At 64.4% G+C, this 13017-nt stretch carries 14 protein-coding genes; 3 read left to right on the top strand and 11 right to left on the bottom strand.

Features of this window, described 5'->3' with window-relative positions; genetic code table 11:
- Positions 1–103: 103 nt before the first annotated feature.
- From ybeY to A8G00_RS13360, 9 genes are all read right to left on the bottom strand, one after another.
- The gene (ybeY, locus tag A8G00_RS13400) at positions 104–604 is read right to left on the bottom strand and encodes an rRNA maturation RNase YbeY (RefSeq protein ID WP_025549179.1); all 501 of its coding nucleotides are present in this window, start codon (positions 602–604) and stop codon (positions 104–106) included.
- A 140-nt stretch (positions 605–744) separates the two neighbouring features.
- Positions 745–1749 (bottom strand): PhoH family protein, encoded by a 1005-nt coding sequence (locus A8G00_RS13395; RefSeq protein WP_025549180.1) that lies wholly within the window; start codon positions 1747–1749, stop codon positions 745–747.
- Positions 1750–1871: 122 nt separating this feature from the next.
- Positions 1872–3221: a tRNA (N6-isopentenyl adenosine(37)-C2)-methylthiotransferase MiaB gene (gene miaB, locus A8G00_RS13390; RefSeq protein WP_103000902.1), complete on the bottom strand. Its 1350-nt coding sequence runs from the start codon at positions 3219–3221 to the stop codon at positions 1872–1874.
- A gap of 9 nt (positions 3222–3230) precedes the next feature.
- On the bottom strand, positions 3231–3989 hold the full coding sequence (locus A8G00_RS13385; protein ID WP_103000901.1) for a 1-acyl-sn-glycerol-3-phosphate acyltransferase: 759 nt from the start codon (positions 3987–3989) through the stop codon (positions 3231–3233).
- 6 nt (positions 3990–3995) lie between these two features.
- Positions 3996–4418 carry a Fur family transcriptional regulator gene (locus A8G00_RS13380; protein WP_025549184.1) on the bottom strand — a complete coding sequence of 141 codons (423 nt, stop codon included), beginning with the start codon at positions 4416–4418 and terminating at the stop codon, positions 3996–3998.
- Positions 4419–4541: 123 nt separating this feature from the next.
- Positions 4542–4967 (bottom strand): MucR family transcriptional regulator, encoded by a 426-nt coding sequence (locus A8G00_RS13375; RefSeq protein WP_025549185.1) that lies wholly within the window; start codon positions 4965–4967, stop codon positions 4542–4544.
- Positions 4968–5079: 112 nt separating this feature from the next.
- The gene (locus A8G00_RS13370; protein WP_025549186.1) at positions 5080–5559 is read right to left on the bottom strand and encodes a GNAT family N-acetyltransferase; all 480 of its coding nucleotides are present in this window, start codon (positions 5557–5559) and stop codon (positions 5080–5082) included.
- Positions 5556–6185: a tRNA (adenosine(37)-N6)-threonylcarbamoyltransferase complex dimerization subunit type 1 TsaB gene (tsaB, locus tag A8G00_RS13365; RefSeq protein WP_103000900.1), complete on the bottom strand. Its 630-nt coding sequence runs from the start codon at positions 6183–6185 to the stop codon at positions 5556–5558. The genes A8G00_RS13370 and tsaB overlap by 4 nt, the downstream gene beginning before the upstream one ends.
- A 100-nt stretch (positions 6186–6285) precedes the next feature.
- Complete coding sequence (locus A8G00_RS13360) at positions 6286–6858, bottom strand: NifU family protein (RefSeq protein WP_061938867.1); 573 nt, start codon at positions 6856–6858, stop codon at positions 6286–6288.
- A 114-nt stretch (positions 6859–6972) separates the two neighbouring features.
- Here A8G00_RS13360 and A8G00_RS13355 point away from each other — a divergent pair, with 114 nt between their 5' ends.
- From A8G00_RS13355 to A8G00_RS13345, 3 genes are all read left to right on the top strand, one after another.
- The gene (locus tag A8G00_RS13355; protein ID WP_103000899.1) at positions 6973–7443 is read left to right on the top strand and encodes a pyridoxamine 5'-phosphate oxidase family protein; all 471 of its coding nucleotides are present in this window, start codon (positions 6973–6975) and stop codon (positions 7441–7443) included.
- A gap of 249 nt (positions 7444–7692) precedes the next feature.
- Positions 7693–9078, top strand: coding sequence for a DEAD/DEAH box helicase (locus A8G00_RS13350; protein WP_103000898.1), 1386 nt, complete (start codon positions 7693–7695; stop codon positions 9076–9078).
- A gap of 136 nt (positions 9079–9214) precedes the next feature.
- Positions 9215–12106 (top strand): pitrilysin family protein, encoded by a 2892-nt coding sequence (locus A8G00_RS13345; protein WP_103000897.1) that lies wholly within the window; start codon positions 9215–9217, stop codon positions 12104–12106.
- A 13-nt stretch (positions 12107–12119) separates the two neighbouring features.
- Here the strand turns inward: A8G00_RS13345 and A8G00_RS25185 are convergent, their stop codons facing one another.
- Both A8G00_RS25185 and A8G00_RS13340 read right to left on the bottom strand, forming a co-directional pair.
- Complete coding sequence (locus A8G00_RS25185; protein WP_165363355.1) at positions 12120–12284, bottom strand: hypothetical protein; 165 nt, start codon at positions 12282–12284, stop codon at positions 12120–12122.
- A 131-nt stretch (positions 12285–12415) separates the two neighbouring features.
- Entirely contained in the window at positions 12416–13003 is a 588-nt protein-coding gene (locus A8G00_RS13340; protein WP_025549192.1) for a TetR/AcrR family transcriptional regulator, read from the bottom strand.
- Between the last annotated feature and the right edge of the window lie 14 nt (positions 13004–13017).

Genomic DNA, 13017 nt, shown 5'->3' with positions numbered 1-13017 from the left:
CGTAGTTCCCGTTTCCCTGTTCACGGCATCGCCCGAGAAAGCCTGTCCTGAACCCGTTTGACGGTGGGCGCCGGCTTTCCGCTAAAAGCGATGCCACAAAATATTATCGATCCCCATAGGGATCGGAAATGCCCAGGCTGATCAGCGACTGCGTCTCCAGCGCTTCCATCGCTTCGGCCTCGGCGTCCTCCATATGATCATATCCCAGCAAATGAAAAGTCCCATGGACGATCAGATGCGTGGCATGATCGGCTATGGAGATGCCCTTTTCCGCGGCCTCGCTGGCGCAGACCCCTTCCGCCAGTACGATGTCGCCCAACAGCACCTCGCCATCGTCGGTGTTGGCGGTGGTTTCCAGCAGGTCCGACTGCACCATCGGGAAGGACAGGACGTTGGTCGGCCTGTCCTTGTCCCGATAGGCGCGGTTGAGCTGGTGGACCTCCTCGTCGGTGGTGAGTTTGACCGCGACCTCGTACAAGGCTTCGTCCGCGGCGAACGCGGCATAGGGACTGTGCGTGATGGCCGCGACGACGGCCCGCTGGGCCAGCAATTCCCAGTCGGTATCGGGCCAGCCCTGTTCGTGGAGAACGGCGACTTCAATCATTATGACGGTTTCCGTTCGCGCCGGGGGTAGTCGAGACAGGGTGAAGGTCGAAATGTCGTTCCTCGACCCTGGGCTGTCCCGGACGCCCGCCTTGGCAGGCGGTCGAAGGGCTCGAAACGACCGGGTGCCGGGCGTGCATCTCAGGCATCCGGGCCCTCATAAGCCTGGACGATGCGGCCCACGACCGGGTGACGCACCACGTCGCTGATGCCGAAGGGCACGACGGAGATGCCCTCCACCCCCTCCAGCCGCGCGACGGCGTCCGCCAGACCGGAAATGCCCGGTTGCGGCAGATCCACCTGACGCGGGTCGCCACAGATGACCATGCGGCTGCCTTCACCGAAGCGGGTCAGGAACATCTTCATCTGGGCGACGGTGGTGTTCTGCGCTTCGTCCAGCACGATGAACGCGTTGGACAGGGTGCGGCCGCGCATGAAGGCGAGGGGTGCGATCTCGATCTCCCCCGACGCGATGCGGCGTTCGACCTGCTCTGCGGGGAGCGTGTCGTAGAGCGCGTCGTAGATCGGGCGGAGATAGGGGTCGACCTTTTCCTTCATGTCGCCGGGCAGGAAGCCAAGGCGCTCGCCCGCTTCCACGGCGGGGCGGGAGAGGATCAGGCGGTCGACGCTGCCGGTGATGAGCTGGCTCACGGCCTGCGCGACGGCGAGATAGGTCTTGCCGGTGCCCGCCGGGCCCAGCGCGAAGATGATGTCGTTGCGGGTGAGCGCCTCCATATAGGTCACCTGCGTTGCGGAACGCGGGACGATGGTCTTCTTGCGCGTGCGGATCATGACCTTGGGCGGTTCGGCCACGTCATGGCGGATGATGCCGTCCAGCGTGGGTTCCGCGGACATGGCGATCACCGCCTCCACCGCGCCGGCATCGATTTCCTGGCCGGCGACGATACGGTTGTAGAGGCCTGTCATGACATCGCGCGCGCGGGCGGCCGCCTCGGCGTCCCCCTCGATCTGGAGCTTGTTGCCGCGCGCCGCGATATAGACGCCCAGGCGGTTTTCGATGGCCACCAGATTCTGGTCATATTGGCCGAACAGCGCGCCCAGCAGGTGCGGACGGTCGAAAGTGACTTCCAGCCGGGCGCGTTCTGCGACCTCGGTGCGGTGGTTATGATTGGGTTTCTTGGACATTCAGCAGCCTCCCTGTTCGTCAGTCATACTCGCGCGGGCGAGTATCCATCTCCTGTCGTTTGAGCCTGGTGGACAGGGCTGGAGATGGGTTCCCGTTGCCACGGGAACGACTGTGATTAGGTTCAAGCGGCCTTCCTCCTGCTGGGTTGTCCGGCCAGACTGTTCGGGCCGGCGCTGATGATATCGACTTCTACCATGTCCCCGATCGAAAGTTCCGGCGCGGTGACGTGGACGGACTGAAGCCAGGGCGTCTTGCCGATGAGCTGGCCGGGATGGCGGCCCTTGCGCTCCAGCAGGATGTCGGTGCGGCGGCCGACGGTGGCCGCGTTGAATTCCACCTGATGGCGGTTGATCAGCGCCTGCAGACGGGCGAGTCGTTCGTCCATGACCTCCGCGGGGATCTGTCCGTCCATATCGGCGGCGGGCGTGCCGGGGCGCGAACTATATTTGAAGCTGTAGCATTGGGCGTAGCGGACCTGCTCCACGATCTTCAGCGTATCCTCGAACTCGGCGTCGGTCTCACCGGGGAAGCCCACGATGAAGTCGCCGGAGAGCGCGATGTCCGGTCGGGCTTCGCGCACGCGTTCGATGATGCGCAGATAGCTGTCGGCGTCATGGCTTCGGTTCATCGCCTTCAGCACGCGGTCGTTCCCCGACTGCACCGGCAGGTGGAGGAAGGGCATCAGCTTGGGTTCGTCGCCATGGGCCGCGATCAGCCCGTCGCTCATGTCGTTGGGATGGCTGGTGGTGTAGCGGATGCGCTTGAGGGCGTCGATCTTCGCCAGTTCGCGGACCAGCCCGTCCATGCCCTGCGTCCGGCCCCTGTCGTCCTCGCCGGTCCAGGCATTGACGTTCTGGCCGAGCAGGGTGATCTCCCGCACGCCGCCGTCGACCAGCGCCTTTGCCTCGTCCAGGATCGCGGACCAACTGCGGCTGATTTCCGCGCCGCGTGTATAGGGGACCACGCAATAGGTGCAGAATTTGTCGCAGCCTTCCATGATCGTCAGGAAGGCGGTGGGGCGCGCCTGCTTCGTGCGCGCGGGAAGGGCGCCGAACTTCGACGCCAGCGGCATGTCCGTGTCGACGGCCTGTTCGCCACGGCCCGCCTTGGCGATCAGGTCGGGCAGGCGGTGATAGGCCTGTGGGCCGACGACGATGTCGACATTGCGGGCGCGCCGCTGGATTTCGCCGCCCTCCGCCTGGGCGACGCAGCCGGCGACCGCGATCATCGGGCGGCTGCCGTCCTCGCGGGTCATGCGGCCGATGTCGGAATAGACCTTGTCCACCGCCTTTTCGCGGATGTGGCAGGTGTTGAGGATGACCAGATCCGCCTCGGCGCCGTCGGCCGCGGCGGTCATGCCGCGCTCGCCCAGCATTTCGGCCATGCGCTCGCCATCATAGACGTTCATCTGGCAGCCGAAGGATTTGACGTGGAAGGTCGCTGGAGTCTTTTGGGCGTCGTACCGATTCATGCGGTCCAGCTATACAAGGGGTGCGCCGCAAGTAAAAGGCGGCAGGTGCGCGGCGATGCTCGCGGCTATTCTTTCGCGGGTCGTCGCGGCCAAGGCCTTGCGATCAGGGCAGATTGCCGGATCGAACGGCTCCAGAAAGCGCAGGGTGACCTCCAGCCTGCCCTTGCGTTCCAGCAACCTCCTGACGTTCGCACCCGCCGGCTCGTCACTGTGCCAGCTGATTTCGGCGGTGGCCGGACCATAGTCGATATGGACAGGCTGAATCCGCACCGAGCGCGGAGGGGGCAGCAGGACCGCGAGCAGGGATGGCTTGAACGGCAGGAGGCCGGTGCCGTCGCTGGTGGTGCCCTCCGGGAAAAGCGCCACCGGCTGATGCCCCGCCAGCGCGGCGCGCAAGGCGTCGAGTTGCGAAGAGAGCGCGCCGCGGCGCTCGCGGGCGACGAAGAGCGTGTTGTTCTGCGCTGCCAGCCAGCTTATGACGGGCCAGCGCGCAATGCCGTCATGCGCGACGAAGGCCGCACCCGTCGCACCGCCCAAAGCCAATATGTCCACCCAACTGACATGATTGGCGATGATGAAGCTGTCCCCTTGAAAGGGATGGCCATCGATCCGCACCCGGGCGCCGACGGAACGCGCCGCCAGCGCCAGAAAGCGCGGCGGCCAGGGCGAACGGCGCCGGGCCGCGCGCCAGAGCAGATGCGGGATGAGGCAGAGCAGCAGGCTGGCGGCCAAAGCCGTCAGGCGCATGAAGCGGCGAAGTGCGGCCAAGCTGTCTCAGCTCTTGCGGTCGAGCGCGACGCCGTAAAGTTCCATCCGGTGGTCGACCAGGCGGAAGCCAAGCTTTTCCGCGATCTGCTTCTGAAGCTGCTCCAGTTCGGGATCGACGAATTCGATGACATTGCCCGTCTCGACATCGATCAGATGGTCGTGATGGGATTCGGGCGCCGCCTCATATCGGGCGCGGCCGTCACCGAAATCGTGACGATCCAATATGCCCGCTTCCTCGAAGAGGCGGACCGTGCGGTACACGGTGGCGATGGAAATGCCCGGATCGATGGCAGCGGAGCGCCTGTGCAGTTCCTCCACATCCGGGTGATCCGTGGCGTCGCTCAGCACCTGGGCGATGACGCGGCGCTGTTCGGTGATGCGCAGGCCCTTTTCATGGCAAAGGGCTTCGACGTCGATCTTGCGGTTCATGCAGGCTCACTTGGCTGGAATGTGCGTAAGTTCGGAAAAGAGCCTAGCGGCTTTCGTCCTAGTATAAAAGGGGCGCGCGATACGCGCACCCCTTGCATGGGCGTTTGCCTGCGCTTTGCGCGTTTATTTGGGAGCGCGGACGCGACGGCGCTTGGTGCCGAGGCCGATCTTCTTGGCCAGGCTGCGGCGCTGTTCGGCATAGTTGGGCGCGACCATCGGATAATCGGCCGGCAGGCCCCATTTGGCGCGATAATCTTCGGGCGTCATCTGATAATGAGTCATCAGGTGGCGCTTCAGCATCTTCAGCTTCTTGCCGTCTTCCAGGCAGATGATGTAGTCGGGCTTGATCGACGAGCGGACGGAGACGGCGGGTTCGGGCTTCACCTCCGGCGCGGCGGCGGGAGTGGCCAGACCGGAAAGCGCGGCGTGCACATTCTGGATCAGGGTAGATACGTCAGAGACGGCAACGCTGTTGTTCGAGACATGGGCCGCGACAATATCCGACGTCAAAGTAATGAGCAGTTCGCTCTGCGCTGATTCAGTTTCCATTTCTTTTCCCTGCGAAGGCTATTGGTTGCGCGACCCGCCCGAGGAAAATCATTTCAGGAGCGGTATGGGTCAGCTATACCGATGGTTTCTGTTTTGCAAGGGCGGATTTAAATCATCTAAGCATGTCGATACGAAAGCTTAGCGCGTCGTGAAGTTGTCCATCGTTGCCGCGATAGTAACCGGGACGGCGGTGTACATATTCGAACCCGGCTTTTTCATATAGCCTTATTGCCGTATTCGACGCGCGAACTTCCAGATTCATCGACGTAATGCCCCGCTTGCGCGCCGTCCTGAGGCTGTCGAGCAGCAGGTCCTCGCCAATGCCCCTCCCGCGCCAGAGCGGGCTGACGGCCAACAGCAGCAATTCGCATTCGTCAAGCACGGAACGGACCAGCGCGAAGCCGACCGGCGCGGCGTCGATCCGGGCGATGGTGAGCCAGGTTCCCGGCATGGTCATCACCCCGGCGAGCTGCGGCAATGTCCATGCTTCGCCAAAGGCCGGGTCGAAGGCGCGCACCATGACGTCCATGGCATCGCTCATCGCGTTGCGTTCGCCATCCTCATAGGTCTGGAGCGTCAGGCCCGGCGTCATGACGCTGCCCGTTCCGCCATCGGACGTGCATCCGCGCCACGGCAATAAAGGGGGGAGGGAGGGAGCGACGGGAGCCCGGCGATCAGCGGATAGTCCGCGGCATCGGGATACAGGCTGACCGCCATGCCATGACCGCGCGCCGTCACCAGCGCTTCGGCGCCGGTGCCGTAGAGCGTGGGCTGCGTCAATTGCTTCGCCAGTTCGGCAATCGGCGTGGAGGCGGGCGGGCCGAGGGGCGCAAGCCCGTCAGTGGAGAAGGCCTGCCAGAACAGCTCGCCATGACCGCCGGTAATGGTGACGGCCAGGGACTCGTCCTTATGATCCCCTGCCGCCGCCCTGGCCGCGATCATGGCGAGCGCGCCATAGCCATGCAGCGGAATGTTCCAGGCCAGCGCCAGCGCCCGCGCGGCGGCGATCCCGATGCGCACGCCGGTGAAGCTGCCGGGGCCGACATCGACGGCGATCGCATCGGCCCGGCCGCCGTCGGGCAGGGCAGCGATGGCGGGCAGCAGCGCTTCGGCATGGCCACGCCCGACGATTTCATGAAAATGGCCCAGGGGCGCTCCGTCATCGAGCAGCGCCACGGACAGCGCCTGTGTCGCGGTGTCGATGACCAATATGCGCAAAGAAAACCCCTGTTGACCGCTCGCTCGATGCGATGCCCGGCTCTGCGGTTAATCGATCGGCACGGGTTTGCCAATTGTTCCCGGCCAACTGTTTCGCCGCTCAGACGGCGCGGACCTCCGTCACTTCGGGCACATAATGTTTGAGCAGTTGTTCGATCCCGTTCTTCAGCGTCGCCGTGGAGGAGGGGCAGCCGGAACAGGCGCCCTGCATGCGCAGATAGACGGTTCCCTTGTCGAAGCCGCGATAGATGATGTCGCCGCCGTCATTGGCCACGGCCGGCCGGACACGGGTGTCGATCAGCTCGCGAATCTGGGCGACGATCTCCTCATCTTCCGGATCGTCCGCAAATTCCTCCTCCTCGGGGACGAAGATTTCGCCTGCCGAGCCGGGCGCGAACAGCGGCATGTTGGCTGAGAAATGTTCGAGCAGGATCGAAAGGATGTCGGGCTTCACATCGCTCCACTGCGCGCCGGGCGCGATGGTGACGGAAATGAAGTCCCCGCCGAAGAAGACCCCTGTCACGTCGCCCAGGCCGAACAGCGCATCGGCCAGCGGCGAAGCCTCCGCTTCTTCCGGTGTGGCGAAATCGCGGGTGCCCATGCCCATGACCACGCGGCCGGGAATGAACTTGACGGTTGCCGGATTAGGCGTCGCTTCGGTCTCGATCAACATGCGCGCTATGTGGAGAGAAGACTGCGCAAGATCAAGCTTTCGTGCTAAATTGACTCCCGCAAATCGCTTGGCGCCGTCGATTGAGTCCCGCCTGAGATCGAAGGGAGAGAGAAGATGAGCAATGAGGCCGACATCCGCCACCGCTTCTGGACGGAATTGTCGCAAAGCCCGTTCCTGATGGTCGGGTTGAGAGGGTCGCCCGATCACAGCATGCCCATGACGGCGCAGCTCGATCCCGGCGCGAACCATTGCTTCTGGTTCTATACGACGCGGGAGAACCGGCTGGCCAGGGGCGGACCGGCCATGGCCCAGTTCGCAGGCAAGGGACATTTCCTGTTCGCCTGCATCGACGGCACTCTGGTCGAGGAGACGGACCCGGCGGTGATCGACCGGTACTGGACCCATGATGTAGCGAGCTGGTATCCCGGCGGACGGCGGGACCCGCATCTGACGATGCTCCGTTTCGATCTTGGCCGCGCGGAAATCTGGCGTGCCGACATGTCGCTCGGCGGCATGTTTCGGCAAATGTTCGGCGGAGACGTGCGCGAAGAGATGCGGAGCAAGCATGTGGAGGTGACGTTGTAGGGGTAGGCGAAAGCCGCCACTTGCTTTTTCCCGCCATTCCCGCCATATGCGCTGCAACGCAGCAGCGGGCTTCACGCCCCTTCCAGCGATTGGCAGCGTGATCGCTTCGGCCCGAACGGGCATCGGGGCCGGCCAATGAAAGTCTGCGCCAAGCTTTGAGGCTTCCCTTTTCACGCGGGTCGTTTCGTAACCCGCCTTGCGTCCCGGCCCTGCCGGAAGACGCCGGGGCCCATTCGTGAGTTATCATCCATGCAATTTACCGACCTTGGCCTTGCCGAGCCGATCCTGAAGGCGCTGGCCGCCAAGAAATATGCCTCGCCGACGCCGATCCAGGCGCAGGCCATTCCCGTGCTGCTGAAGGGCAAGGACCTGTGCGGCATCGCGCAGACCGGCACCGGCAAGACCGCTGCCTTCGCGCTGCCCAGCCTCGACCATTTCGCCCGCAATCCCAAGCCGACGCCGCTCCAGGGCTGCCGCATGCTGGTGCTGTCGCCGACGCGCGAACTCGCCGCGCAGATCGCGCAGAGCTTCCGCGACTATGGCCGCTTCCTGAAGCTGTCCGTGGAGGTCGTGTTCGGCGGCGTGCCGATCAACCGACAGATCCGGGCGCTGGGGCGCGGCGTCGACATCGTCGTTGCGACGCCGGGCCGTCTGCTCGACCTGATCGACCAGCGCGCCTTCACCATCAAGGATACCGAGATCTTCGTCCTCGACGAAGCCGATCAGATGATGGACATGGGCTTCATCCACCCGTTGAAGCGCATCGCCAAGCTGCTGCCGAAGGAGCGGCAGAACCTCTTCTTCTCCGCCACCATGCCGGGCGAGATTGAGGCGCTGGCCAGCCAGTTCCTGCACGATCCGGTCAAGGTGAGCGTCGCGCCGCAGTCGACCACGGCGGAGCGGGTCCGGCAGCAGGCTACCTTCGTCAACCAGATGGAGAAGCAGGCGCTTCTCAACCTGACGATCCAGAAGGAAGACATCGACCGCGCGCTGATCTTCACCCGGACCAAGCATGGCGCCGACCGGGTCGTGCGCTTTCTGGAGGGCGCGGGCATCCAGGCCGTGGCGATCCATGGCAACAAGAGCCAGGCGCAGCGGACCACCGCGCTCCAGGCCTTCCGCCATGGCCATGTGAAGCTGCTGGTGGCGACCGACATCGCCGCGCGCGGCATCGACGTGTCGGGCGTCAGCCATGTCATCAATTTCGAACTGCCCAATGTGCCGGAACAATATGTCCACCGCATCGGCCGCACGGCGCGGGCAGGGGCGGAGGGCGTTGCGATCAGCTTCGTGGCGGACGACGAGCGGCCTTATCTGAAGGCCATCGAGCGGACGACCAAGGTGAAGCTGGACGTCGTCCCGCTGCCGGAGAATTTCGTCGAGGCGGTGCGCAATCTTCCCAAGGCCGCGCCGCAGCGCAAGGGTCGGGAGCAGACCCCGGAGCAGAAGACGCGGCGCGCCGACGGGCAACGCCGCTATCAGGACCAGCAGAAGCAGCAGCGCGGCAATACCGAACGGGCGCATCGGCCGGATGGCGAAGCTGCGAAGCCGGCAAACAAGAATTTCCGGCGCCGTCGCGGCGGCAGCAATGTCGGCGCGCATAAGGGCGCGGTGCAGAAGACCGGCGGGCGGTAATTCCAGATATGATGGGCTCCTGCGAAGGCAGGAGCCCAGTCCTGCCGTTTGACCGGCTTCCCGTCTTCGCGGGAAGATGGGGTTCCTTCCTCTTTGTCAGTGGCCATTCAGGAAAATCTCTTTAGGCTGCGCGGCCATGAGCTTTTCCTTCCGGCGTTCCGCCGCTTCGCTGTCCGTCCTTGCCCTGCTGCTTTCGGGAACGCCCGCGCCTCTGGGGGCGAAGACGGACCCGACTGCCACGTCCACGGCGCCGGGCTCTACCAAGGCGCAGGTCAGGCCATGGCTCTACGAGAACAGCGATGTTCCGATCGATCCGGCCTGGCGCTTTGGCACCCTGTCCAATGGCGTGCGCTATGCCGTCCGCCGCAATGGCGTTCCGCCGGGTCAGGTGTCGGTCCGGCTGCGGATCGACGCCGGCTCGCTGATGGAGCAGTCCGATGAGCTGGGATATGCCCATTTCATGGAGCATCTGACCTTCCGCGGCTCCCGCCATGTGCCCGACGGGGAATCCAAGCGCATCTGGCAGCGGCTGGGCGTCACCTTCGGCAGCGACAGCAATGCGCAGACGACGCCGACCGGGACCACCTATGCGCTCGACCTGCCGCAGGCGACGCAGGCCAGCCTGGGCGAAAGCATGAAGATACTCGCCGGCATGATGGCCGACCCCAATATCGTTGAGAGCGCCGTGAATGCCGAGCGCGCCGTGGTTCTTGCGGAAAAGCGGGAGAGCGATGGGCCGCAGATGCGGATTTCCGATGCGACAAGACGGCATTTCTTCGCTGGCCAGCCGCTGGCCGACCATAGCCCCATCGGCACGGTGGCAACGCTGAATGCCGTCACGGCGGCGAAGATGGAAGCTTTTCACCAGCGCTGGTACCGCCCGGAAAATGCCGTGATCTCGATTGCGGGCGACATCGACCCGGCGATGGCCGAGCAATTGATCAAGGATAATTTCGGCTCCTGGACCGTCCCTGGAAAGGGCGCGCCGCTACCCGATTTCGGGGAGCCCGACCCCAGGGCCCCTGCCACCAGGGTGACGGTGGAGCCCGGCGCGCCCACCGGCCTCACCATGGCCTGGCTGCGCCCGTGGAAGCCGCATGCCGACACCATCGTCTACAATCAGGACAAGCTGACCGACATGCTGGCCCTGCAGATCATCAGCCGCCGTCTGGAACAGGCTGCGCGCAGCGGCGGCAGCTTCCTGCAGGCAAGCGTGGATCAGCAGGATGTCAGCCGGTCCGCCGATGGCACCTTCGTCACCATCGTGCCCACGGGCGAGAATTGGGAAAGGGCGTTGGGAGACGTGCGCGCGATCATAGAGGACGCCAAGGCCGCGCCGCCAAGCCAGATAGAGATCGACCGCGAATATGCGCAGATGGACACCGCACTCGCGATCCAGGTCGAGAATGCCGATACGGAGGCGGGCGCCAAGCAGGCGAGCGACCTGGTGAGCGCGGTCGACATTCGCGAAACCACGGTCAGCCCGCAGGCGGCGCTGGACATCTTCCGCTCCGGCAAGACGGGCATGACGCCGCAGAAGATATTGGATTCGACCCGGCGGCTCTTCTCCGCCGGCGTCTTCCGCGCGCAGCTGATCACTGGCAAGGTCCAGCCCGGCGTCGACGCGAAGCTGGCCGCCGCTGTCGCCGCGCCGGTCAAGGCGGCGACCAACGCGCGGCTGGCGGACAAGGTTGTGACCATGGCCGACCTGCCGAAGCTCGGCGCGCCGGGGAAGGTCGTTTCGCGCACGCCCATCGGCCTGCCGGGGATGGAAAGCATTGTCTTCTCCAACGGCGTCAAGCTGACCCTGTTCGCCAATGATGCGGAAACGGAGAAGGTGCGGATCAACGTCCGCTTCGGTCATGGCCAGCAGGCCTTTTCCCCGACCCGGCCCGTGCCGGGCTGGGCGGCGGATTATGCGCTGGTGGCGAGTGGAATAGGGAAGCTGGGCCAGCGGGAACTCGATGACCTGACCAATGGCCGCCGCATGGGGATGGATTTCGCCATCGACGACGATGCCTTTGAAATGCAGGCCGTAACGCGCCCGGCGGATTATAAGGACCAATTGCTGCTGTTCGCGACCAAGCTGTTTGCGCCGGGATGGGACCCCGCGCCGATCGCGCGCGTGAAGACGGGGGCAGGGGTCGCCTATGACGCGATGGAACGCGCGCCGGATTCCGTGCTGGCTCGGGACCTCAACTGGTTGCTGCACGACAAGGATGTGCGGTTCCGCACGCCTTCGCGGGCGGAGATCGACGCGCTGACTCCGCAAGCCTTCCGCGCCACATGGGAACCGCTGCTGGCATCCGGGCCCGTCGAGATACAGATTTTCGGGCAGGTGAAGGCGGACGATGCCATTGCAGCCGTGGCGGCGACCTTCGGTGCGCTGCCGCAGCGGGCGGATGTCCCGGTTCCCGCCGCTAACAAGCTGATGCGCTTTCCCGCCCATGTCGAAAGCCCGGTGGTCCTGCGGCACAAGGGCGACAAGGAGCAAGCGGCGGCGGTCATGGCATGGCCCACGGCAGGCGGGTTCGCACTGACGAAGGAAGCGCGGCAGCTTGAAATCCTGACGCAGATTTTCAACGATCGGCTGTTCGACAAGCTGCGTTCGACCGAAGGCGCGGCCTATTCGCCCAGCGTCCAGAACAACTGGCCATTTTCCTATGAAAGCGGCGGTTACATATTGGTGACGAGCCAGGTACGCCCGGATCGCGTCCGTTATTTCTATGGCGTGGTGAAGGACACGGCGGCGGACCTCGTCAAAAATCCAGTGAGCGAGGACGAATTGCAGCGCGCCGTCGCGCCGATGCGGCAATTGCTGATGCGGGCAGGGACAGGCAATGCCTTCTGGATGAACCAGATGGAGGGCGCTACCCACGACCCGCGCTATGTACAGGCGATGCAGGCCATGGCGCAGGACATGCTGACCGTCACGCCAACCGATATTCAGGCGCTGGCGGCCAAATATCTGGTGCCCGGCAAGAGCTGGTCTGCGGTGGTGCTGCCCGATGGCGTCGCTGCCAAATAGCCGGACCGGCGGCTCAGGCCGGGACGCGCTCCGTCTGTTCCAGCAACTGGCTGTAGAGCCGCACATATTCCATGTGGATCGCGCGGATTTCCGGATTGCGGGAGCGGGCGGCCAGCCTGCGATTGCGGTCCAGCCGCGCCTCGAAATAGCTGCGGTCGAACGACATGTTGATACCCATTTCTTGCCTCCCGGGGGAACGATTTGGGGGCAGGAATGTTTCCGGCGGCCGAAAGTTGCGGCTGATTTCAGGCATTTCTGCTGCAACGCGGCAGACTGACCGGAAGCCGAGCCGGACCGAAGCCCGCGCCTTCAGTCCATGGCGCGAAGCGCGGCGACGATCATGAAGGCCGCGCATTTGGCGGTACGCTCAGCGCTGATGGTCGGTGCCGACAGGCTGCGATGGCCCAACCCGAACAAACAGGCCAGGATCATTTCTTCGGCGCTTTTCAGCGCTTCGCCCGACAATCCGGGGTTTGCGACGCAGGCGAAATCCCCCAGGGATTTCCGCAGGCCGTTGCACATGTCGGCAATCGTGCCCGCGACCCGCGCGTTGCGGAATCCCTCGGCCAGAATATCGAAGGACAGGGCCTCGTGCGGGTTGTCCATCACCTCCAGCAGCAGCAGTTCGAAGGTCCGCTCTATGCTGATCTCCCCTGCCTCGAGCCGGTTCTGCAAGCTCAGGATCGTCGCTTCGCGTTCGCGCGTATCGCTATTCACGATCGCTTCGATAATGTCTTCCTTGCCCTTGAACAGCCGGTAGATCTGGCCGACGGACACATGCGCCGCGGCAGCCAGCTCGGCCATCGCGCTCTGATGAAAACCGTTGGCGGCGAACAGATCGCGGGCCGCATCCAATATGCGGTCCCTGGCATTCCGTTCATGTTGCAATGCAGCCAAAAATCTTCGTCCCG

It is taken from the genome of Sphingobium sp. SA916 (assembly GCF_002894065.1).
Lineage (GTDB): Bacteria > Pseudomonadota > Alphaproteobacteria > Sphingomonadales > Sphingomonadaceae > Sphingobium > Sphingobium fuliginis.
The sequence above is the reverse complement of the archived record's forward strand: the minus strand, read 5'-3'. Positions and strand labels throughout refer to the sequence as shown.